14 protein-coding genes, 6 tRNA genes and 3 rRNA genes are annotated in these 21,827 nt (G+C 35.3%); 3 read left to right on the top strand and 20 right to left on the bottom strand.

Annotated elements, in window-relative coordinates; all coding sequences use genetic code 11:
* Positions 1 to 19: 19 nt before the first annotated feature.
* The 4 genes from DYE57_RS03635 to DYE57_RS03620 all read right to left on the bottom strand — a co-directional run bounded on the left by DYE57_RS03635 (position 20) and on the right by DYE57_RS03620 (position 4,071).
* Entirely contained in the window at positions 20 to 1,393 is a 1,374-nt protein-coding gene (locus DYE57_RS03635) for an EVE domain-containing protein (RefSeq protein WP_115312903.1), read from the bottom strand.
* Between the two features lie 248 nt (positions 1,394 to 1,641).
* A complete protein-coding gene (locus DYE57_RS03630) occupies positions 1,642 to 1,854 on the bottom strand; it encodes a hypothetical protein (protein ID WP_115312902.1) in 213 nt (70 codons plus the stop codon).
* A 67-nt stretch (positions 1,855 to 1,921) separates the two neighbouring features.
* Positions 1,922 to 2,857 carry a type I phosphomannose isomerase catalytic subunit gene (locus DYE57_RS03625; RefSeq protein ID WP_115312901.1) on the bottom strand — a complete coding sequence of 312 codons (936 nt, stop codon included), beginning with the start codon at positions 2,855 to 2,857 and terminating at the stop codon, positions 1,922 to 1,924.
* Between the two features lie 560 nt (positions 2,858 to 3,417).
* Complete coding sequence (locus DYE57_RS03620) at positions 3,418 to 4,071, bottom strand: SDR family oxidoreductase (RefSeq protein ID WP_115312900.1); 654 nt, start codon at positions 4,069 to 4,071, stop codon at positions 3,418 to 3,420.
* Positions 4,072 to 4,215: 144 nt separating this feature from the next.
* On the opposite strand from DYE57_RS03620, the gene DYE57_RS03615 reads away from it, so the two are divergent.
* Entirely contained in the window at positions 4,216 to 4,551 is a 336-nt protein-coding gene (locus DYE57_RS03615) for an ArsR/SmtB family transcription factor (RefSeq protein ID WP_115312899.1), read from the top strand.
* Positions 4,544 to 5,482: a CDF family zinc efflux transporter CzrB gene (gene czrB, locus DYE57_RS03610; protein ID WP_115312898.1), complete on the top strand. Its 939-nt coding sequence runs from the start codon at positions 4,544 to 4,546 to the stop codon at positions 5,480 to 5,482. Before DYE57_RS03615 ends, czrB begins: the two co-directional genes overlap by 8 nt.
* A gap of 116 nt (positions 5,483 to 5,598) precedes the next feature.
* On the opposite strand, the gene DYE57_RS03605 is transcribed toward czrB, so the two are convergent.
* Positions 5,599 to 6,330: a metallophosphoesterase family protein gene (locus DYE57_RS03605; RefSeq protein ID WP_115312897.1), complete on the bottom strand. Its 732-nt coding sequence runs from the start codon at positions 6,328 to 6,330 to the stop codon at positions 5,599 to 5,601.
* Between the two features lie 132 nt (positions 6,331 to 6,462).
* Here DYE57_RS03605 and DYE57_RS03600 point away from each other — a divergent pair, with 132 nt between their 5' ends.
* The gene (locus DYE57_RS03600) at positions 6,463 to 7,641 is read left to right on the top strand and encodes a YtxH domain-containing protein (protein WP_115312896.1); all 1,179 of its coding nucleotides are present in this window, start codon (positions 6,463 to 6,465) and stop codon (positions 7,639 to 7,641) included.
* A 62-nt stretch (positions 7,642 to 7,703) separates the two neighbouring features.
* Here the strand turns inward: DYE57_RS03600 and DYE57_RS03595 are convergent, their stop codons facing one another.
* From DYE57_RS03595 to DYE57_RS03525, 15 genes are all read right to left on the bottom strand, one after another.
* A complete protein-coding gene (locus tag DYE57_RS03595; protein ID WP_115312895.1) occupies positions 7,704 to 8,558 on the bottom strand; it encodes an HAD family hydrolase in 855 nt (284 codons plus the stop codon).
* Between the two features lie 329 nt (positions 8,559 to 8,887).
* Positions 8,888 to 10,693 (bottom strand): glutamine--fructose-6-phosphate transaminase (isomerizing), encoded by a 1,806-nt coding sequence (gene glmS, locus DYE57_RS03590; protein WP_115312894.1) that lies wholly within the window; start codon positions 10,691 to 10,693, stop codon positions 8,888 to 8,890.
* Positions 10,694 to 11,304: 611 nt separating this feature from the next.
* Positions 11,305 to 12,657 carry a phosphoglucosamine mutase gene (glmM, locus tag DYE57_RS03585; protein ID WP_115312893.1) on the bottom strand — a complete coding sequence of 451 codons (1,353 nt, stop codon included), beginning with the start codon at positions 12,655 to 12,657 and terminating at the stop codon, positions 11,305 to 11,307.
* Positions 12,658 to 12,690: 33 nt separating this feature from the next.
* Positions 12,691 to 13,623 (bottom strand): CdaR family protein, encoded by a 933-nt coding sequence (locus tag DYE57_RS03580; protein ID WP_115312892.1) that lies wholly within the window; start codon positions 13,621 to 13,623, stop codon positions 12,691 to 12,693.
* A gap of 3 nt (positions 13,624 to 13,626) precedes the next feature.
* Positions 13,627 to 14,433 carry a diadenylate cyclase CdaA gene (gene cdaA / locus DYE57_RS03575; RefSeq protein ID WP_115312891.1) on the bottom strand — a complete coding sequence of 269 codons (807 nt, stop codon included), beginning with the start codon at positions 14,431 to 14,433 and terminating at the stop codon, positions 13,627 to 13,629.
* 264 nt (positions 14,434 to 14,697) lie between these two features.
* Positions 14,698 to 14,770 (bottom strand) — tRNA-Lys (locus tag DYE57_RS03570).
* 3 nt (positions 14,771 to 14,773) lie between these two features.
* Positions 14,774 to 14,848 (bottom strand) — tRNA-Gln (locus DYE57_RS03565).
* Positions 14,849 to 14,854: 6 nt separating this feature from the next.
* Positions 14,855 to 14,938, bottom strand: a tRNA-Tyr gene (locus tag DYE57_RS03560).
* Between the two features lie 16 nt (positions 14,939 to 14,954).
* A tRNA-Val gene (locus DYE57_RS03555) sits at positions 14,955 to 15,030 on the bottom strand.
* Positions 15,031 to 15,034: 4 nt separating this feature from the next.
* Positions 15,035 to 15,109: transfer RNA gene (locus tag DYE57_RS03550), tRNA-Glu, on the bottom strand.
* Between the two features lies 1 nt (position 15,110).
* Positions 15,111 to 15,185 (bottom strand) — tRNA-Asn (locus DYE57_RS03545).
* Positions 15,186 to 15,196: 11 nt separating this feature from the next.
* Positions 15,197 to 15,311: ribosomal RNA gene (gene rrf / locus DYE57_RS03540) — 5S ribosomal RNA — on the bottom strand.
* A 66-nt stretch (positions 15,312 to 15,377) separates the two neighbouring features.
* Positions 15,378 to 18,299: ribosomal RNA gene (locus DYE57_RS03535) — 23S ribosomal RNA — on the bottom strand.
* A gap of 381 nt (positions 18,300 to 18,680) precedes the next feature.
* Positions 18,681 to 20,231, bottom strand: a 16S ribosomal RNA gene (locus tag DYE57_RS03530).
* The 16S, 23S and 5S rRNA genes sit together here with 6 tRNA genes alongside, the layout of an rRNA operon.
* 461 nt (positions 20,232 to 20,692) lie before the next feature.
* On the bottom strand, positions 20,693 to 21,757 hold the full coding sequence (locus DYE57_RS03525; protein ID WP_115312890.1) for an Mrp/NBP35 family ATP-binding protein: 1,065 nt from the start codon (positions 21,755 to 21,757) through the stop codon (positions 20,693 to 20,695).
* Positions 21,758 to 21,827: the final 70 nt, after the last annotated feature.

Raw genomic sequence — 21,827 nt, 5'->3', positions numbered from 1 at the left:
ATAGTTAGTTACTATATTATTACTCATGATTCACAAGAACAATTCGTGTATATTTTAAAAATTGAGAGGAATACTTTTGTTTAATTTCATCTATTGAATCATAGGTCACACCTAAAATATGCCAATTGGGATTAAAATGATAAAAAGAATCTTTATTTTTAGACCACTTAATCATATGACCTTCTTTATTATATCTTGGTAAAGTCACTTCATAGCCTTCAAGGACATTAATGAAAGTTTGAAAAATATCTGGATCAATGCGATTAAAATTATCAATGACTAAATAGCTTTTATCTTTCTTAGGCATCAAATGTGTAATAAATCCTTCTCTATAATAGAGCGCCCCTGTTTCATTTGGAAGATACCTACCATACAACATATCTTCAGTAAAATCAGGATGTCCACTAGTAATTACAAGATTAGCGTTTGTCTTTTGTAGTAATTCATTAGCTGCATTTAATCCTTCCTCTTTTTGATCTACAACTAATAAAACAAAAGGTTTTAATGTGTCATCAGTCGATTGATGGTCTACTTCTACTCTTTGGATTGTCTCAAATGGACTTTTAACACCCTTATTATCGCTCATGTCAATAATTGCATCATATTGTGCTTGTGACATACTTGCGATAGCTTGCTTAGCATTCTCCTGTAAAAAGTAAAGATTTTTTAATTTAGGATGCGTATTTAAATGACCTAAAGAGATAGGGGTAATATTTTTGCCATAAAGAATTTCAATTGCTGTACTATTTGTTCTACCAAAAATTGGAGGTTTTTCATGTATATGTCGTGATACTTCACCTACACCAACAACTGATTGGTCCTTATTCTTATTGTAAATAATTACATTATCACCCACCTCTAATTGCGTGTAAATGTGATAGCCATTTCTTTTGATACCATTGTACGTATGTGTAAAAATTGTATAATTCTTTCCTGGTTCAAATTCTTCTGTTTCTGATAGCAAAAAGTATCTTGGTATTTTTGTCTCTCCTTTACCTAAATTAACAATTAAATTAAACTCAGATGGTTTAATTTGATTAAACAGCATTTCTTTTATATTATTTATACGAAAATCTAGCGCTTCACTTCTTTTTAAATAATCAGTTGTTAAAGGTTTCAATTCTTCATTAAATTTGAAGTGCACTCTAATTTTATTTTGTACGCCTGATTGAACACTGATAATTTCACCTATTCCTAACAATCCAGTATCTGTTTGGACTTGATAGAAAATAACTTGATCACCAGCTTTAGCTTTCTTAAAAGCACGATAACCTTGTGAAGGATTAAAATGTGCGCCTGATTCAAATAAAGTTGTTTGACCAACTAGAGGTTCATTATGATTCCATCTATTATAACCACAGTTCAGCCAAAAATAATTGGTTTCCTCAGTCATTATGATACTCCTTATCTAACCATTATATTATATTTTATATTTCATAACTATATTAATCTATCATAAATATTTAAATTTAGATATCATCATCTTCTATTATTCTTCTTAACGCAAATATCGATTGGTAATTTAAAATTAAGTTCATTTTATCATTCATTTTTATTATCACTAATAATTCAAATTTTTTTATTTCATTTTTTAAAAAGTGCAAGTTCCCTGACCTGACACTTGCACTAAATTCTAATTATTTAATATTTCGTAATAAAACTGCCTAATAAAGGTAATATATTTATCATCATCCCCCCTAGTTTAAGCATGCTATTGATTTTTTTATCTTTAATAGTTATCAAAACACTAATTATTCCTAAAATGGCAACTAATCTAGGAATCATGAGTGATGGCCAATGCGGCATATGTAAAAATATTCCTGCGCCGGATATAATGCCACATATAAGAGAAATATATAAATTGTTTCAACGTCTAACACTCTTTAAATAAGTAATGCGCCTATTATCATAATTTGAAACGTTATATATAACTAATAATGAGTGTGAAATCACCTTCAAATACACTATCCAAATCTTCAGAAGTTAAAACAAAGTTCGTTCCTTTCTCTAATTCAAAAATGTCACCATCAACAATTATCTTACCTTTACCTTCTAATACTGAAATAAGACAAAACTCTCTAGGTTTCATATAATTTAACGTTCCTGTAATTTCCCATTTAACCATCGTAAAGAAATCACTAGATACTATATGAGTACAATTATGATTTTCTATAACTTCATTTTGTGGTGCAATATTAGGCAACTCATTAGAATAATCCATTACATCTAGCGCTTTTGATACACTTAATTCACGCTTTTTATTATGCAATTTGCGTTGATAATCATAAATTCTATAAGAAATATCCGATGACTGCATGACTTCGTATGCCATTATTCCTGCTCCAATGGAATGAACAGTACCAGCAGGAACGAAATAAAAGTCACCTGGTTGTACTTTAACAGTTCTTAAATACTTTTCAAATGAGCCATCTTTTAATTGATTTTCAAATTCCTCACGAGATTGAGCATGTGTACCTATAGTAATTTCAGCATTATCATCTGCTTCAATAATATACCAACATTCAGACTTACCATATTGCCCATTTTCATTCTCATAAGCATATGAGTCATCTGGATGAACATGAATTGACAGAGGAGCATTGGCATCTACAATCTTTGCCATTAACGGAAAATCCTTACTTGGAAATTCTCCAAATAATTCTCTGTGCTCACGCCAAACTTGATCTAACGTTTGTCCTGCATAATGTCCATTTTCAATCTCACTTTTGCCATTAGGATGAGCAGAAATCCCCCAACACTCACCTATACGTTCATTAGGAATATTGTAACCAAACGTTTTTAGTTTACTACCTCCCCAAACCTTCTCATGAAAAATAGGCTTTAAAAATAGCGGCATGACTACACCTCCATTATCTTAATTGTTAACTTGATTTATCTCTTGAAGCTAACTTTGTTAGCGTTTCATCCCCATATTTAGATTTAGTTTAATCATTTATATCTCACAACTACAGGTATGTCTAAACTCAAACAATAAATAGGTATGTCTTTTAGTCTATGTATATATAATAAATTCTCTTATTCACTATAAACGATTGTACCATATTTGATTTTAAAATAATGTGCCATGTTTTAAACGTTAATAAAAATTTAGTCACTTGAAAAATAACTTTGAAAGAACGATATTCAATATTATATCAACTGGATGACGAATTGAATAGCATCTCTTTTACTCAACAATAAGCAGTCACTAATCGTTCAGTGCAAGTAACTGATAAAGTTTTACATCTTCAGTTATCAATTATTGGTTGATTGAGAATTCATAGATAACTCTTTGCTTTTACTTCACTTTATAATATATTTAAATATGATATCTTCGTATTATAAGTAAATAAAAAATGACCGGGAATCATAACCAGTTCCCAGCCATTATGTTCACTCATGTAGATAATAAATTGATTATTCATATTTTTTTAATGCATCTTTAATGTCTTTTTGTCCACTTAAAATTTGGAACTCTTGTTGAATAAAATGATTTGACGTAACCACCTCTTTTAAAACCGATGCTACGTCTTCACGTGGTATTGAACCTGGCTTATCAAAATATAAATCTGCTTCGATTTGTCCAGTACCTTCATCATCTGTTAAAGATCCTAGATGCACAATTGTATAATTTAAGCCAGAATTTCTTAAGTAATCATCAGAATAATGTTTAGCTATTGTATAAGGTTTTAAATCACCACTTAGATCGAAAGCCTCACGTCTAGAATCATAAGTTGAAACCATAACATAATGTTTAATCCCTGCTTCTACACTAGCTTTGATTGTTTTAACAGCACCATCCAAATCAACAATAATTGTTTTGTCAGCACCTGTATTGCCACCAGAACCGACAGAGAAAATAACTTTATCATAGTCTTTAAAGATACTTTTTAAATCATTGATATCATTTTTTTCTACATCAATTAATGTTGATTTGATACCTTGATTTTCTAATTCTTTCACTTGCTCATTCTTGCGTACGCCAGCAGTAAAATCAACATAATCTTCTTTTAATTGTTGTACTAATTTTGAACCTACACCACCATTAGCACCAATAACTAAAATGCTCATTAACAACGCCCTCCTTATTAAATTCGTATAAGATGTTTACCACTTTTTATAAAAGATAAACGCAACATAACTACATTGACAAATGAAAACATATCAATTACATTAATATATGAACAAATATTCATATATTGAGGTGTACTAAAAATGGATGAACTTGAGCCCCAAGTATGTAGTGACACTAAAACATTAGAAAAAGTTACTGACATATTTAAAGCATTAAGTGATTTAAATCGTTTAAGAATTATGAAGTTACTTGAAAATGGCGAAGCTAGTGTTGGCCATATTTCACATGCACTCAACATGTCACAATCAAACGTATCACATCAACTTAAATTATTGAAAAGTATTCATCTTGTTAAATCTAAAAGACAAGGTCAATCAATGATTTATTCATTAGATGATCAACACGTTTCTACTTTATTAAAACAAGCAGTTCATCATGCAAGTCACCCTACCGAAAGCGGGAATTCATATGACTAATCATCAACATCATAGTCACAACCATATTCACACCAATAATAAGAAAGTTCTCCTAATTTCATTTATTATCATTGGAACATTCATGATTATTGAAGTCATTGGAGGCTTCATTGCAAATAGTCTAGCACTCTTATCTGATGGATTTCACATGCTAAGTGATACTGTTTCTTTAGGAGTAGCATTAGTGGCATTTATCTATGCAGAAAAACATGCCACACAGTCTAAAACATATGGGTACAAACGCTATGAAGTATTAGCTGCGTTATTCAACAGTGTAATACTCTTTATAATCAGTATTATTATAATTATTGAAGCAATTCATAGATTTTTAGCTCCTCCTGAAGTTCAATCACAGGAAATGTTTATTATTAGTGTCATTGGACTCATTATCAACATTATTGTAGCAATACTGATGTTTAAAAAAGGAGATACATCACACAATCTTAACATGCGTGGTGCGTTCTTACATGTACTAGGCGATTTACTCGGTTCCATAGGAGCTATTATAGCAGCTTTACTCATTTGGGGATTTAATTTAACTATTGCAGATTCTATCGCTAGTATTTTAGTTTCGCTTATTATTTTTAAAAGTGCTTATGCAATTGCTAAATCTTCACTTAATATCTTAATGGAAGGGACTCCAAATGATGTTAATTTAGAAGCTATCATTAAGACTATTACTCAAGATGAACATATACAAAATGTACATGACTATCATGTTTGGACAATCTCTAATAATATGAATGCATTAAGTTGTCATGCAGTTGTTCCAGAAAAACTAACTATTGATGAGTGTGAATCCTTATTAGAATCGATAGAGCATCAATTATTACACTTAAATATTCAACATATGACTATCCAACTCGAAACACCTAAGCATAAGCATGACGAATCAACATTATGTACGGGTCTACATAAACATCATCATTAATATAATTTATCTTAATTAAGAAACCTCTCACTTATTTAGATGCAATCTGTTGAAGTTAGATGGGTAATCTAACCTTTAAGAAACACATCATAATAAAAGAGAGGCTTTTCGTCTTTTTACATGAAGTTTTTAAATATAAACTCTCTTGCTGGAACTTGTTTTTCCTTAAACCCAGCTAAGAACTCTTCGTCATCATAAGCTAATTTAACACGTTCTACTGAAATTCCCTTTTCATTAATAGTAACGATACCATATACAGTATTTGAACCATTATTCAAACCAACAGCACCAGGATTAAAATAAATTGTAGACTTATCATCAAACATGTGCAATCTATGATTATGACCAAATAAAATTAAATCTGCATCTTTATCACTAAACAATTGAGATATTTCGTATTCATCATCATTTACAATATCAGCAAAAGGTTGATAATCAATTCGATCTTCCAATTGATTATTGGCAATTTCATAATGGATAAATAATACGTTTTTACCTTTTATATTTGTCTCAATATACCGTGGAAGTTGATTAAGTTCATCATAGTATGATTCATCTAAATGACTCTCAACCCACTGATGATGTTCATAGAATTTTCCTTTTAAATCTTTAGGATAGGGTGTCCCATTAATAAGCGACATGACTGCTTCATCATGATTACCTGCAATCATTTCCATATCATCACGGTCAAAAACAGTATCTAAAACCTTATTGGTCTCATGTCCAATTCCTATATTGTCACCAAGATTATAAATTTTATCGATATCTTCTCTACTATCAATATCATCCAACACCTTTTGTAAAGCACCATAATTTCCATGGATATCTGTAATAACTGCAAATTTCATTATGATATCTCCTTTCAAAGTAAGTTTATTAGCACATTTTAACATTCTATACCCTTTTATGTTAGATATTAATTTAAAAACAATTAGATTTCTGATATTGTATTTATATTACGGTAAAGGAGTGCTTAAATTTTGTTTAGATATTATAAATCTGGATTTCAAAATGCTAAACCGCAAAATCTTAAAATCATATTATATACATTAATTAGTTTTGTAATATGTTTTGTTGTAACTAGATTTGCAACGGCATTAATAATACGCCAATACATGCAAATGCAAATGTTAGCGCAATTTGGTCAACCTGTTCAAAGATTATTAATTCCTATTATTGGTATTATTGTTATTTTAGCATTACTATTTATCTTTGCAGGTTATCAATTAATCGCTGGAGCTACAAATGTAATTCAAAAGGCTATTAAAAAAGAGAAAGTTAACTTTAGCGATTTATTTGTGGCTTTTAAAAAAGGTAACTATGCCAAATCATTGTTACTTGCTTTAATTTCTATTGCACTATTAATCATCATGTATGTTATTATTGCGCTTTTAAACTATTTATTTAATTTAGCAATAACATCATTATTTAGTTCGCTACAACACGTAGCAAGTAACGGTAGTAATGCAATGGGAATTTTATTAACGGTCCAAATTATTTTATACATCATAACATCATTTATACTATCATTTGTATATTGGTTATTCTTCATCTTTATGATTAACTATACAGTAGCCTATAATGAAAATCCTACTCACAAACCTTTTAAGAATTTTATAGAAAGATTTAAAGGTATTAAAAATGGTAATAAAACATGGTTTAAATTCTATATTGGTGTATTACTTATAAACCTTATTGCCATCATTTTTAGCCAACCTTTATTAACTTTAGTCAGACTACTTACAAGTAGTATTTCTCAAAATGCTGCTAACATCATTGTAATTACAACTTTTGTTATTATAATCATCCTAAAATTATTTATTTACTATGTTTTAATTATGGGAATTATTAACTACTTTATTAAACGTGGTAAACGTCTTAATAAATCGACTAAACAAACTCGTAAAGATAATAAGAATCAAGATGAAGTTACTTTAGCTAACACTAAAGATGAGGTTAAAGACACGACTCAAGATAAAGCTAACCATCACGAAGAAAAAGAACATCGTCTTAAAGATAAAGCAGAATCAAAATTAGATCATCAACACGAGAATCATTCTACTCAAAAAGAAGACGTGAAAGAAAATGTACAAGACAAATTAAATGACAACAAAGATAATATCTCAGATCAGGCTAAAGATCATTTTGATAAAAAATAATGTAGACTTAACAAACTCCCAAGCCATTATAAAAGCATTTGGGAGTTTGTTTTGTTATGAGTTTAATTAAAAAAATTCTTTTTCAAATATTTAGCTGCCCCATCTTCTTCGTTTGTAAATTCTGTAACATCATTTGTCATATCTTTAATTTCTTGTCTAGCATTTTTCATTGCAACTGTATGGTGACCAAATTCAAACATTGCTCTATCATTATCGCTATCTCCAATAACTAATGTTTCTTCTTGTTTAATACCAAAGTGCTCAATCATTTTTTTAATTCCTGTACCCTTATCAGTTTGATAAGCCATTGTTTCAGCGTTATAACGAGAAGAATTAGAAACACTGATGCTTAATTGTAGTTTATTTTGCATTAAATTATCTCTAAAGTTAGTGATTTTTTCTAAATTAGGGTTAAACAAATAAATTTTAGAAAAATCTACATCAGGTAAGGTGTCTAGCCAATTTATTTTACCTTTCATAGCATCTCTTCTTGATGACCACTCACTATGACTAACAGTATAAGGTGGTGTTTTTGTAGAAATCATTTCACGCATCCAAGCTTCATCTTCTTTTAAAACAATGCGACCACTACCAAACGGAAATACTTCATAATAAATGTGTTGTTGTTGTGCTAAATCGACAATATTTTTAACTTGCTTTAAGGATAGACTATGTTTAAATAAGTTATCCTCATCAATTTCCCCTGTAGTTCCATTTGAACTTACTATCCCATCAACTTTAAAACCTTGTGGAACAAGTTGATATATTTCAGCATAAGAACGACCAGTAGCTAAAAAAACTTTGTAACCCTTATCTCTTAATTGATCAATAGTTTCCTTAGTAAATTCTGAGGCCTTATTATTCTCATGTAAGATTGTTCCATCCATATCTAAAAATATTGCTTTAATATTATTCATATTATCCTCCGTTCAAAAATTAAAAACGATATAAATAAATTGTGTCATTGATTAAGCTAAAGTGCAATGACTTTAATCATTGCACTGACTTCTTTTTATTACATAAATACCTTCTTTGCTTTTATTTATTGATTAAAAACATTATTAAAAATAACGCTGATAATATAATATTAAACCTATGGTGAAGTATAACTTTTACCTATTACCAAAATAATATCAATCTAAAACTATAAAGCGAGATTATATTTTTTAAAAAATATGTACAAAAAACTGCCCACAAAGTTTAAAACTTTGTAGACAGTCATTAAGTATTTATGTGGTTACTCAAATTATTCTACTGTTACTGATTTAGCTAAATTACGTGGTTTGTCTACATCTAAATCTCTGTGTAGTGCTGCATAATATGAAATTAATTGCATTGTTACTACAGAAACTAATGGAGTTAACAATTCATGCACTTGCGGAATCACGTAAGTGTCTCCTTCTTTATTTAACCCTTCCATTGAAATCATACAAGGATAAGCGCCACGTGCAACAACTTCTTTCATATTACCACGAATAGAAAGATTAACATTTTCTTGAGTAGCTAAGCCAATCACAGGCGTCCCCTCTTCAATTAGTGCAATTGTACCATGTTTCAATTCACCACCAGCAAAACCTTCTGCTTGAATGTATGAAATTTCTTTAAGTTTTAAAGCTCCTTCTAAACTTACATTATAATCTATTGTTCTACCAATAAAGAACGCATTGCGTGTAGTTGCTAAGAAATCATCAGCTATTTGTTCCATTACAGGAGCATCATCAACAATTGTTTCAATTGCAGTTGTTACTTTTGCTAGCTCTCTTAATAAGTCGATATCAGCTTCACGACCATGATTTTTAGCAACTATTTGGAATAAGATTGCCAATACTGCAATTTGAGCCGTATAAGCCTTTGTAGATGCCACTGCTATCTCAGGACCCGCATGCAACAATAATGTATGATCCGCTTCACGTGATAAAGTCGATCCAGCTACGTTAGTAATTGTTAATGACTTATGGCCTAATTTATTTGTTTCAACTAATACTGCACGGCTATCAGCTGTCTCACCAGATTGTGAAATATAAATAAATAGTGGCTTTTCAGATAGTAATGGGATATTATAAACGAATTCTGAAGATACATGGACTTCAGTTGGAACTCCAGCCCATTTTTCAATAAACCCTTTACCCACTAAACCTGCATGATAACTTGTACCTGCTGCAATAATATAGATACGATCTGCTTCTGTAACATCATTTATAATATCTTGATCAATTTTTAAATTGCCTTTTTCATCTTGGTATTCTTGAATGATACGACGCATTACTGCAGGCTGTTCATGAATCTCTTTTAACATGTAATGATCGTATACACCTTTTTCTACATCTGATGCATCTATTTCAGCAGTATAGGTGACACGTTGTTGTACATTTCCATCAGTATCTTTAATCTCAACATAATCACGTTTAACAATGACGATTTCATGGTCATGGATTTCCTTATATTGATTTGTAGCTTGTAACATCGCTAAAGCGTCAGATGCAATGACATTAAATCCTTCACCCACACCAACAAGTAGCGGTGATTTATTTTTTGCAACATAAATCGTATCTTTATCTTGTTCATCCAATAAACCTAACGCATATGAACCATGTAACAGTGTCAATACTTTAGTAAATGCGTCTTCAGTAGATAATCCTTGCTTGGAGAAGTATTCAACTAATTGCACAATGACTTCAGTATCAGTATCAGACACAAATGACACATTTGTTAAATATTCTTCTTTTAACTCTTCATAATTCTCAATTACACCGTTATGCACTAATGTAAAACGTCCAGATGTTGATTGATGAGGATGTGAATTTTCGTAATTAGGTATACCATGCGTAGCCCAACGTGTATGTCCAATTCCTACTGTCCCATCTTCATCACTATTATCAGCTACTTTACGTAGTTTTGAAATTCTACCTTTTTCTTTAAAAACTTTCGTTCCATCTTCATTAACAACTGCAATACCTGCAGAGTCATAGCCACGATACTCTAGTTTCTCTAAACCTTTTAATAATAATTCTTTGGCGTTATCGTAGCCAATGTATCCAACAATTCCACACATATTATATTTCCTCCAAAAATGCGAGATAACGAAGACAGTATGATTTATTACCTTAATTTAGATTGATAATCTTCTATCATAAATATAACGTATTTAATACATCAAGAAATAAGCGCGCAAATTCACCAAAATTTTACACACGCTGTCTGTCGTCTCCCAGATTGATAATTAAATTTAGCGATCTTATTAACTTTGTCCACTAAGTCACCTTAATGATTTACTTAATAAGCTAACGAATGAGCCACATCCGGGATAGCATCCGCCGATCTATTCGATCACTATCCTCCTCGTCTACAAAAGCTAAGTCATTCTCTATAAAAGTTCTCCTATTTTAACTCTTAATTGTCAACAATAACTTAAACACTTTGCACAGGCGCTATAATTATTAATTAACTTTACTTTCCTCCTTTCCATTAATAATCATTGTACACTGACATTGTTTTAATTTGCAAATGATTTAACAGTGCTTTATAAAATAATTTAAAAAAGTTATTTTTTTGATATTTACGTACATTTTAAAATGATATCTAATTCAATATCTCGCACAAAAAACCAACCTAATGAGTTATCTCACTAGGTTTGGTATTTTTGAAATAGCTACTTAAATCTTATTAATCTAATCCCATTTTTTCTTCAACAACATCTGCAATATCTTGAGCAAATTGTTTAGCATCTTCATCGGTAGATGCTTCAACCATTACTCGAACTAATGGTTCAGTACCTGAAGGACGTACAAGTATTCTACCTTCACCATTCATTTTAGTTTCGACTTTTGTCATTACTTCTTGTACGTCGATGTTTTCTTCAACACGATATTTATCAGTTACTCTTACATTTATAAGTGCTTGAGGATATTTTTTCATTTGAGATGCCAGTTCACTTAACGGCTTACCACTCATTTTAATGACAGAAGCAAGTTGAACTCCTGTTAAAAGTCCATCCCCAGTAGTATTATAATCCATTAAAACAATATGTCCTGATTGTTCACCACCAAGATTGTAGTTACCTCTTCTCATTTCCTCTACAACATAGCGGTCTCCAACTTTTGTTTTATTTGATTGAATACCTTCATTTTCTAATGCTTTATAAAACCCAAGGTTACTCATCACAGTAGAAACAATCATGTTATCGTTTAATTCATGATTTTTATGCATTTCTTGTCCAATGATAAACATAATTTGATCGCCATCAACAATTTGGCCCTTTTCATCAACAGCAATAATTCTATCTCCATCACCATCAAAAGCTAGACCAAAATCACTTTCAGTTTCTAATACTGTTTCAGCTAATTTCTCAGGATGCGTAGAACCACATTGTTCATTAATATTATAACCATCTGGACTACACCCTATCGTTTCAGTATCTGCCTCTAAATCACCGAATAAAAATGGTGCGAGTGAAGATGTTGAACCATTTGCACCATCTAAAACAATTTTTAGCCCCTCTAAATTAACATCTACAGTAGATTTTAAGTAACTTAAATATTTTTGAGCACCTTCAAAATAGTCCGAGTAATGTACGATATCTTCGCCAACTGGACGTGGTAAATCAGGATTTTCTTGGACCAATAATTCTTCAATTTCATTTTCTTGATTATCAGATAATTTAAAACCATCAGAACCAAAGAATTTAATACCATTATCAGCTACTGGATTGTGTGATGCTGAAATCATAACACCTAAAGCAGCTTCCATTTCTTTAGCTAAATAAGCTACACCTGGAGTTGAAATAACACCTAAACGCATAACTTCAGCTCCAATTGAAATCAAACCACCGATTAATGCCGATTCCAACATTTCACCAGAAACTCTAGTATCTCTACCTACTAACACTCTCGGATGATTCTCCCCTTTATTATGTGCTAAAACATAGCCTCCGTATCTACCTAACTTAAAAGCTAATTCAGGTGTCAGTTCTTGATTGGCTACGCCACGAACGCCATCAGTACCAAAATATTTTCCCATTTCCTAAACTCTCCTTTTTTTTATATCTTTTAATTATTTAACATTTATATAAGCTTTAGTTTTCTTAGGATCAATTTTCGTTACATTCTTTGGTAAATCAAAAGAAACAGTTTTCTGTGTTGATTCAGAAATTTTGTCTAAATCTACCTCTGCTATAACTTCATTTATATTTTGTAAATCATCTCTGCTACCATAAATTTCTACTTCTTTATCATTTAATTTAATATTATCCAATTCTTTATCATCAGCTAACTTACCAATTGTTTTTATATGTACTTTTACTTTTTTGCTAAAAGATTCTACTGCAACTTTAAGATTAACTTCATTAGGCTTAATTGAAACATTCAATTTATTAAGCTCTTTATCAAAAGCATTAACCTCGGCTACATCATTCGTATCTTTGGTAATTTTAGTTGAATTTTTAAAGTTTGCTTTTAAGTAAGCAATTTTTTTTAGTTGCTGTTCTCCTCCAGTTACTTTAACTGTTTCAGGTGAAATACTTTGTTTACTCACTTTGTATTTTGGATCAATATTGCTTTGACTAACATCTGGTTGTACATGCATCTTTTTAGTTATCTTTTTTTCTAAATTAATATCTGCTCTTTTTGGTTTAATATTATAACTAATATCTCTATCGATACCTTTTACTTGAAATTTTTTGTGATATTCCCCAGCTTTTTTACCAGATAAATCAACTGTCACTTTTAAATCCTTAGTATTTTCAATTTTAATTAATTTTGATTGAGGACCCGATAAATTAACATCTACATTTTCAGGGACTTTTGTGACATGAAAATCTTTATGATTACAAATAACCTCTACAGGCACATCTTGAATAGTTTTTGATGACTTTTGAGATATATCATCTGAATTAAAGATATTTCCAAATACATTATTTACTGATAAAAAGAAAAATACTGCTAAGATTAAGGCTACAAATCTTAATCCCCATTTACTTTCTAACATTTTTTATTTCACACCTTTCTTTTGAAAGTGTGCACCAAACCAATGTTCAGCTAAAAGTTCTTCAAAAACATCATTAGAAATATCTCTACGTAATTTGCCATCAAATGTAACCGAGATATCTCCAGTTTCTTCTGAAACCACGACTGTAAAAGCATCTGAGACTTCAGAAATACCTACTGCTGCTCGATGTCTTGTTCCTAAACTTTTAGAAATCTTTACACTATCAGATAGTGGTAAATAACTGGCAGCAACAGCTATTTTAATTCCTTGAATAATCATAGCACCATCATGTAAAGGAGTATTAGGAATAAAAACGTTAGTCAATAGTTCTTGAGATATATCTGAATTCATAGGTATGCCAGTTTCTATGTAATCTTGAAGTCCTGTTTCTTTTTCAAAAACAATTAATGCACCAATACGTCTTTTAGCCATATATTGAACAGCCTTAGAGACTGATTGAATCAATTTTTCTTCATCACGACTATAAGTGTTAGTATAACGTTTTAAAAAGCTACCTCTACCTAATTGTTCTAATGCTCGCCGAATTTCTGGTTGAAAAATAACAATAAGTGCTAAAACTCCCCATTGAATGACGATATCAAACAATTTGGAGGTCGCTGTCAAATTAAGAATTTTACTGACTTGCTGGCCAATTACAATTACTACAATTCCTTTTAATAATTGTATTGCTTTAGTTCCTTTAAATACTGTGATGAGAAGATAAAGTACATACCAAACAATCAGTAGATCGAGTACGCTAGTAATAATCTTTAAAGTACTCAGATTTTGAAAAAAGTTGGAAAAATCCATAACATCTCCTCCGGGTAATATTTTTCCATATTGTTTATTATACCAATCATTATTTATAGTGTCATACAACAATTAGTAAAATGTAAGAAAACTTAGTTTATAAGAAGGATATCATATGAATATGAGTATTTTAAAAGATAGAATCTAAAGATTTTATTCATCAAAATAAGATTGTTTAGTACGTTTACCTGTTATTACCAAACACTAAGAAAAAATATGAATTTACAAATAAAAAACACCCTCTATTGAAGGTGTTTTAAAAAGTGAGCCATAGAGGATTCGAACCTCTGACCCTCTGATTAAAAGTCAGATGCTCTACCAACTGAGCTAATGGCTCTAATGGCTGGGCTAGCTGGATTCGAACCAGCGCGTGACGGAGTCAAAGTCCGTTGCCTTACCGCTTGGCTATAGCCCAATAACATGGTGGAGGGGGGCAGATTCGAACTGCCGAACCCGAAGGAGCGGATTTACAGTCCGCCGCGTTTAGCCACTTCGCTACCCCTCCGCAATATTCATTTAAATGGTGGAGAATGACGGGTTCGAACCGCCGACCCTCTGCTTGTAAGGCAGATGCTCTCCCAGCTGAGCTAATTCTCCAAAATGGTGACTCCTACGGGACTCGAACCCGTGTTACCGCCGTGAAAGGGCGGTGTCTTAACCGCTTGACCAAGGAGCCATGGCTCCGCAGGTAGGATTCGAACCTACGACCGATCGGTTAACAGCCGATAGCTCTACCACTGAGCTACTGCGGATGAATAGAATTGCCTGGCAACGTCCTACTCTAGCGGAACGTCAGTCCGACTACCATCGGCGCTAAGGAGCTTAACTTCTGTGTTCGGCATGGGAACAGGTGTGACCTCCTTGCCATTGTCACCAGACAAGTGAATGTTTATACATTCAAAACTAGATAGTAAGTAAGGTTTTGTGTCGCAAAACATTTTTATTTGATTAAGTCTTCGATCGATTAGTATTCGTCAGCTCCACGTGTCACCACGCTTCCACCTCGAACCTATTAACCTCGTCATCTTCGAGGGATCTTATAACCGAAGTTGGGAAATCTCATCTTGAGGAGGGCTTCATGCTTAGATGCTTTCAGCACTTATCCCGTCCATACATAGCTACCCAGCTATGCCGTTGGCACGACAACTGGTACACCAGAGGTATGTCCATCCCGGTCCTCTCGTACTAAGGACAGCTCCTCTCAAATTTCCTACGCCCACGACGGATAGGGACCGAACTGTCTCACGACGTTCTGAACCCAGCTCGCGTACCGCTTTAATGGGCGAACAGCCCAACCCTTGGGACCGACTACAGCCCCAGGATGCGATGAGCCGACATCGAGGTGCCAAACCTCCCCGTCGATGTGAACTCTTGGGGGAGATAAGCCTGTTATCCCCGGGGTAGCTTTTATCCGTTGAGCGATGGCCCTTCCATATGGAACCACCGGATCACTAAGTCCGTCTTTCGACCCTGCTCGACTTGTAAGTCTCGCAGTCAAGCTCCCTTATGCCTTTACACTCTGTGAATGATTTCCAACCATTCTGAGGGAACCTTTGAGCGCCTCCGTTACCTTTTAGGAGGCGACCGCCCCAGTCAAACTGCCCACCTGACACTGTCTCCCACCACGATAAGTGGTGCGGGTTAGAAAGCCAACACAGCTAGGGTAGTATCCCACCAACGCCTCCACATAAGCTAGCGCTCACGTTTCAATGGCTCCTACCTATCCTGTACAAGCTGTGCCGAATTTCAATATCAGGCTACAGTAAAGCTCCACGGGGTCTTTCCGTCCTGTCGCGGGTAACCTGCATCTTCACAGGTACTATGATTTCACCGAGTCTCTCGTTGAGACAGTGCCCAAATCGTTACGCCTTTCGTGCGGGTCGGAACTTACCCGACAAGGAATTTCGCTACCTTAGGACCGTTATAGTTACGGCCGCCGTTTACTGGGGCTTCGATTCGTGGCTTCGCAGAAGCTAACCACTCCTCTTAACCTTCCAGCACCGGGCAGGCGTCAGCCCCTATACATCACCTTACGGTTTAGCAGAGACCTGTGTTTTTGATAAACAGTCGCTTGGGCCTATTCACTGCGGCTCTTCTGGGCGTAAACCCTAAAGAGCACCCCTTCTCCCGAAGTTACGGGGTCATTTTGCCGAGTTCCTTAACGAGAGTTCGCTCGCTCACCTTAGAATTCTCATCTTGACTACCTGTGTCGGTTTGCGGTACGGGCACCTGTTATCTATCTAGAGGCTTTTCTCGGCAGTGTGAAATCAACGACTCGAGGAAACAATTTCCTCTCCCCATCACAGCTTAGCCTGATGAGTGCCGGATTTGCCTAACACTCAGCCTTACTGCTTAGACGTGCACTCCAACAGCACGCTTCGCCTATCCTACTGCGTCCCCCCATCGATTAAAACGATACTAAGTGGTACAGGAATATCAACCTGTTATCCATCGCCTACGCCTGTCGGCCTCAGCTTAGGACCCGACTAACCCAGAGCGGACGAGCCTTCCTCTGGAAACCTTAGTCAATCGGTGGACGGGATTCTCACCCGTCTTTCGCTACTCACACCGGCATTCTCACTTCTAAACGCTCCACATGTCCTTGCGATCATGCTTCAACGCCCTTAGAACGCTCTCCTACCATTGTCCGAAGGACAATCCACAGCTTCGGTAATATGTTTAGCCCCGGTACATTTTCGGCGCAGTGTCACTCGACTAGTGAGCTATTACGCACTCTTTAAATGATGGCTGCTTCTAAGCCAACATCCTAGTTGTCTGGGCAACGCCACATCCTTTTCCACTTAACATATATTTGGGGACCTTAGCTGGTGGTCTGGGCTGTTTCCCTTTCGAACACGGACCTTATCACCCATGTTCTGACTCCCAAGTTAAATTAATTGGCATTCGGAGTTTGTCTGAATTCGGTAACCCGAGAGAGGCCCCTCGTCCAAACAGTGCTCTACCTCCAATAATCATCACTTGAGGCTAGCCCTAAAGCTATTTCGGAGAGAACCAGCTATCTCCAAGTTCGATTGGAATTTCTCCGCTACCCTCAGTTCATCCGCTCACTTTTCAACGTAAGTCGGTTCGGTCCTCCATTCAGTGTTACCTGAACTTCAACCTGACCAAGGGTAGATCACCTGGTTTCGGGTCTACGACCAAATACTCAACGCTCTATTCAGACTCGCTTTCGCTACGGCTCCACATTCGCTGCTTAACCTTGCATCAGATCGTAACTCGCCGGTTCATTCTACAAAAGGCACGCCATCACCCATTAACGGGCTCTGACTACTTGTAAGCACACGGTTTCAAGTTCTCTTTCACTCCCCTTTCGGGGTACTTTTCACCTTTCCCTCACGGTACTGGTTCACTATCGGTCACTAGAGAGTATTTAGCCTTAGGAGATGGTCCTCCCAGATTCCGACGGAATTTCACGTGCTCCGTCGTACTCAGGATCCACTCAAGAGAGAATACGTTTTCGACTACAGGATTATTACCTTCTTTGATTCATCTTTCCAGATGATTCGTCTAACATGTTCTTTTGTAACTCCGTATAGAGTGTCCTACAACCCCAACAAGCAAGCTTGTTGGTTTGGGCTCTTCCCGTTTCGCTCGCCGCTACTCAGGGAATCGATTTTTCTTTCTTTTCCTCCGGGTACTAAGATGTTTCAGTTCTCCGGGTCTGCCTTCTGACATGCTATGAATTCACATGTCAATAACATGACATCACTCATGTTGGGTTCCCCCATTCGGAAATCTCTGGATCAACGCTTACTTACAGCTACCCAAAGCATATCGTCGTTAGTAACGTCCTTCATCGGCTTCTAGTGCCAAGGCATCCACCGTGCGCCCTTAATAACTTAATCTCTGTTTTCGCTCAACTTTAAGTCAATCGCTTTCATATGGCTTCGTTTCCATTCGTTACCTGAAAAACGATTTCTTTTAAAGTTTAAAACAAAAACACGTTATTAATCTTGTGAGTGTTCTTTCGAACACTAGCGATTATTTATGAATTCAAGCTTATTTAAAACTCTATTCACTCGGTTTTGCTTGGTAAAATCTTTACTTACTTATCTAGTTTTCAATGTACAATGTCTAATTTCAAGTCAAGCATTTGTAACGTTGTCGTTTTCATTAGCCTAATTTTGAAATTATTTTCACTTGAATGATAATAAACATTCAAAACTGAATACAATATGTCACGTTATTCCTCATCTTCTACGAAGATATTCCGAATATATCCTTAGAAAGGAGGTGATCCAGCCGCACCTTCCGATACGGCTACCTTGTTACGACTTCACCCCAATCATTTGTCCCACCTTCGACGGCTAGCTCCAAAAGGTTACTCCACCGGCTTCGGGTGTTACAAACTCTCGTGGTGTGACGGGCGGTGTGTACAAGACCCGGGAACGTATTCACCGTAGCATGCTGATCTACGATTACTAGCGATTCCAGCTTCATATAGTCGAGTTGCAGACTACAATCCGAACTGAGAACAACTTTATGGGGTTTGCTTGACCTCGCGGTTTCGCTGCCCTTTGTATTGTCCATTGTAGCACGTGTGTAGCCCAAATCATAAGGGGCATGATGATTTGACGTCATCCCCACCTTCCTCCGGTTTGTCACCGGCAGTCAACTTAGAGTGCCCAACTTAATGATGGCAACTAAGCTTAAGGGTTGCGCTCGTTGCGGGACTTAACCCAACATCTCACGACACGAGCTGACGACAACCATGCACCACCTGTCACTCTGTCCCCCGAAGGGGAAAACTCTATCTCTAGAGGGGTCAGAGGATGTCAAGATTTGGTAAGGTTCTTCGCGTTGCTTCGAATTAAACCACATGCTCCACCGCTTGTGCGGGTCCCCGTCAATTCCTTTGAGTTTCAACCTTGCGGTCGTACTCCCCAGGCGGAGTGCTTAATGCGTTAGCTGCAGCACTAAGGGGCGGAAACCCCCTAACACTTAGCACTCATCGTTTACGGCGTGGACTACCAGGGTATCTAATCCTGTTTGATCCCCACGCTTTCGCACATCAGCGTCAGTTACAGACCAGAAAGTCGCCTTCGCCACTGGTGTTCCTCCATATCTCTGCGCATTTCACCGCTACACATGGAATTCCACTTTCCTCTTCTGCACTCAAGTTTTCCAGTTTCCAATGACCCTCCACGGTTGAGCCGTGGGCTTTCACATCAGACTTAAAAAACCGCCTACGCGCGCTTTACGCCCAATAATTCCGGATAACGCTTGCCACCTACGTATTACCGCGGCTGCTGGCACGTAGTTAGCCGTGGCTTTCTGATTAGGTACCGTCAAGACGTGCATAGTTACTTACACATTTGTTCTTCCCTAATAACAGAGTTTTACGATCCGAAGACCTTCATCACTCACGCGGCGTTGCTCCGTCAGGCTTTCGCCCATTGCGGAAGATTCCCTACTGCTGCCTCCCGTAGGAGTCTGGACCGTGTCTCAGTTCCAGTGTGGCCGATCACCCTCTCAGGTCGGCTACGCATCGTTGCCTTGGTAAGCCGTTACCTTACCAACTAGCTAATGCGGCGCGGATCCATCTATAAGTGACAGCAAGACCGTCTTTCACTGTTGAACCATGCGGTTCAACATGTTATCTGGTATTAGCTCCGGTTTCCCGAAGTTATCCCAGTCTTATAGGTAGGTTATCCACGTGTTACTCACCCGTCCGCCGCTAACGTCAGAGGAGCAAGCTCCTCGTCTGTTCGCTCGACTTGCATGTATTAGGCACGCCGCCAGCGTTCATCCTGAGCCAGGATCAAACTCTCCATAAAAAATTATGATGTTTGATTAGCTCATAAATACTAATAGTTTGTAACGTTTCGTTACTGTTTATTGGAATTAACGTTGACATATTGTCATTCAGTTTTCAATGTTCATCTTTGTAAATTCAATCTTTTTTATTATACTTTTTTTAAAAAGAAAAGTCAACGAATAATTAAGATTACTTCATTCATTTTAATTCGATTTAACCATCTTTGCAAGGGTGAGTTTTACACTCTCTTAACAAAGTGATTATATATTTTACATTCACTTTTCAGTGACTTTTGTATAATATCAATTTTATGTTTTCAAGTCAACAATTAAATCAAATTAATTTAAATTTATTTGAGCTCTCTTTTATTAGCTCACAAAAAGACATTTTAGCATGATTCAAAAATTTTGCAACAGAAAAATCGTACGAAAATAAAATAAATTCGTACGATTATAACTACGTTTGATATTAAATACAAGATTACTTTTGGGTAGTAGCGATGACTTTTCTTGCTATCGATTTATAAATTTTTCCTAATCTATCATCAAGTTGGTAAATAGAAGGTGAAAAATCATTTGGTATCCAAGTAGGTTGTTCTAAAGGAAGTTCACCTAATAATTGCGTATCAAGTTCGTTTGCAAGCTTAGTTCCTCCACCTTTACCAAATACATATTCTTTGTTACCCGTTTCTTTACTTTCAAAATAACTCATATTTTCAATAACACCTAATATAGAATGTTCCGTATGTTTAGCCATAACACCTGCTCTTGCTGCAACAAAAGCTGCTGTTGGATGAGGCGTTGTAACAATAATTTCTTTGCTTGAAGGAAGCATTGAATGAACGTCTAGTGCCACATCACCAGTTCCTGGTGGTAAATCAAGCAAAAGATAATCTAAATTACCCCATTGAACTTCTGTAAAGAAATTTATAAGCATTTTACCTAACATAGGCCCTCTCCATATAACAGGGGCATTTTCTTCGACAAAGAACGCCATAGAAATCACTTTTACTCCATGTCGCTCAACAGGAATAATTTCTTTACCGTCTATCCCTGGTCTTTCTTCAATTCCCATCATATCAGGTACACTAAATCCATAAATATCAGCATCTACTAAGCCAACTTTTTTCCCTTCACGAGCTAAAGCAACTGCTAAATTAACTGCCACAGTCGATTTACCAACTCCCCCTTTACCAGAAGCAATAGAAATAAACTCAACAGGATTATTTTGAGATAGTAGCCCTTCAATCGTTTTAGGTTTTTCAGTACCTTTACCTCTATACTTTTCCACTATTTCTACTGGTAATTCTTCAAAACGTATACCTACAGTATTTGCACCATTTTCTTTCAACGCTTTAACAATAGACATTTGTAAATCTAGCTGTGGTTGTCCACCTAGTTGAGCCATAGCAACTTTTAGACTTAGATGTTCAATATTTTCTTTGATGGACACGTTAACAATTCCATCTGTTTCTTTTAAAGGTACATTAATAATTGGATCTTTTAATGCACCTATTATTTCTTTGACTTGATTTACCGTTAACAAAGTAAATCCCCCCTTAATTAATATTAATTTATTTACATAGCAACTGAGATTGCTAGTTGATATAAATCAA

Source organism: Staphylococcus saccharolyticus (assembly GCF_900458815.1).
GTDB lineage: Bacteria > Bacillota > Bacilli > Staphylococcales > Staphylococcaceae > Staphylococcus > Staphylococcus saccharolyticus.
This window is presented reverse-complemented; position numbering and strand designations above follow the sequence as displayed.

Bases quoted from the DNA above. Each gene is read 5' to 3' on its own strand.
- DYE57_RS03620 (WP_115312900.1), bottom strand. From the start codon at position 4,071: ATGAGCATTTTAGTTATTGGTGCTAATGGTGGTGTAGGTTCAAAATTA.
- czrB (WP_115312898.1), top strand. From the start codon at position 4,544: ATGACTAATCATCAACATCATAGTCACAACCATATTCACACCAATAAT.
- glmS (WP_115312894.1), bottom strand. From the start codon at position 10,693: ATGTGTGGAATTGTTGGATACATTGGCTACGATAACGCCAAAGAATTA.
- DYE57_RS03580 (WP_115312892.1), bottom strand. From the start codon at position 13,623: ATGTTAGAAAGTAAATGGGGATTAAGATTTGTAGCCTTAATCTTAGCA.
- DYE57_RS03595 (WP_115312895.1), bottom strand. From the start codon at position 8,558: ATGAATAATATTAAAGCAATATTTTTAGATATGGATGGAACAATCTTA.
- glmM (WP_115312893.1), bottom strand. From the start codon at position 12,657: ATGGGAAAATATTTTGGTACTGATGGCGTTCGTGGCGTAGCCAATCAA.
- DYE57_RS03615 (WP_115312899.1), top strand. From the start codon at position 4,216: ATGGATGAACTTGAGCCCCAAGTATGTAGTGACACTAAAACATTAGAA.
- DYE57_RS03635 (WP_115312903.1), bottom strand. From the start codon at position 1,393: ATGACTGAGGAAACCAATTATTTTTGGCTGAACTGTGGTTATAATAGA.
- DYE57_RS03625 (WP_115312901.1), bottom strand. From the start codon at position 2,857: ATGCCGCTATTTTTAAAGCCTATTTTTCATGAGAAGGTTTGGGGAGGT.
- cdaA (WP_115312891.1), bottom strand. From the start codon at position 14,433: ATGGATTTTTCCAACTTTTTTCAAAATCTGAGTACTTTAAAGATTATT.
- DYE57_RS03605 (WP_115312897.1), bottom strand. From the start codon at position 6,330: ATGAAATTTGCAGTTATTACAGATATCCATGGAAATTATGGTGCTTTA.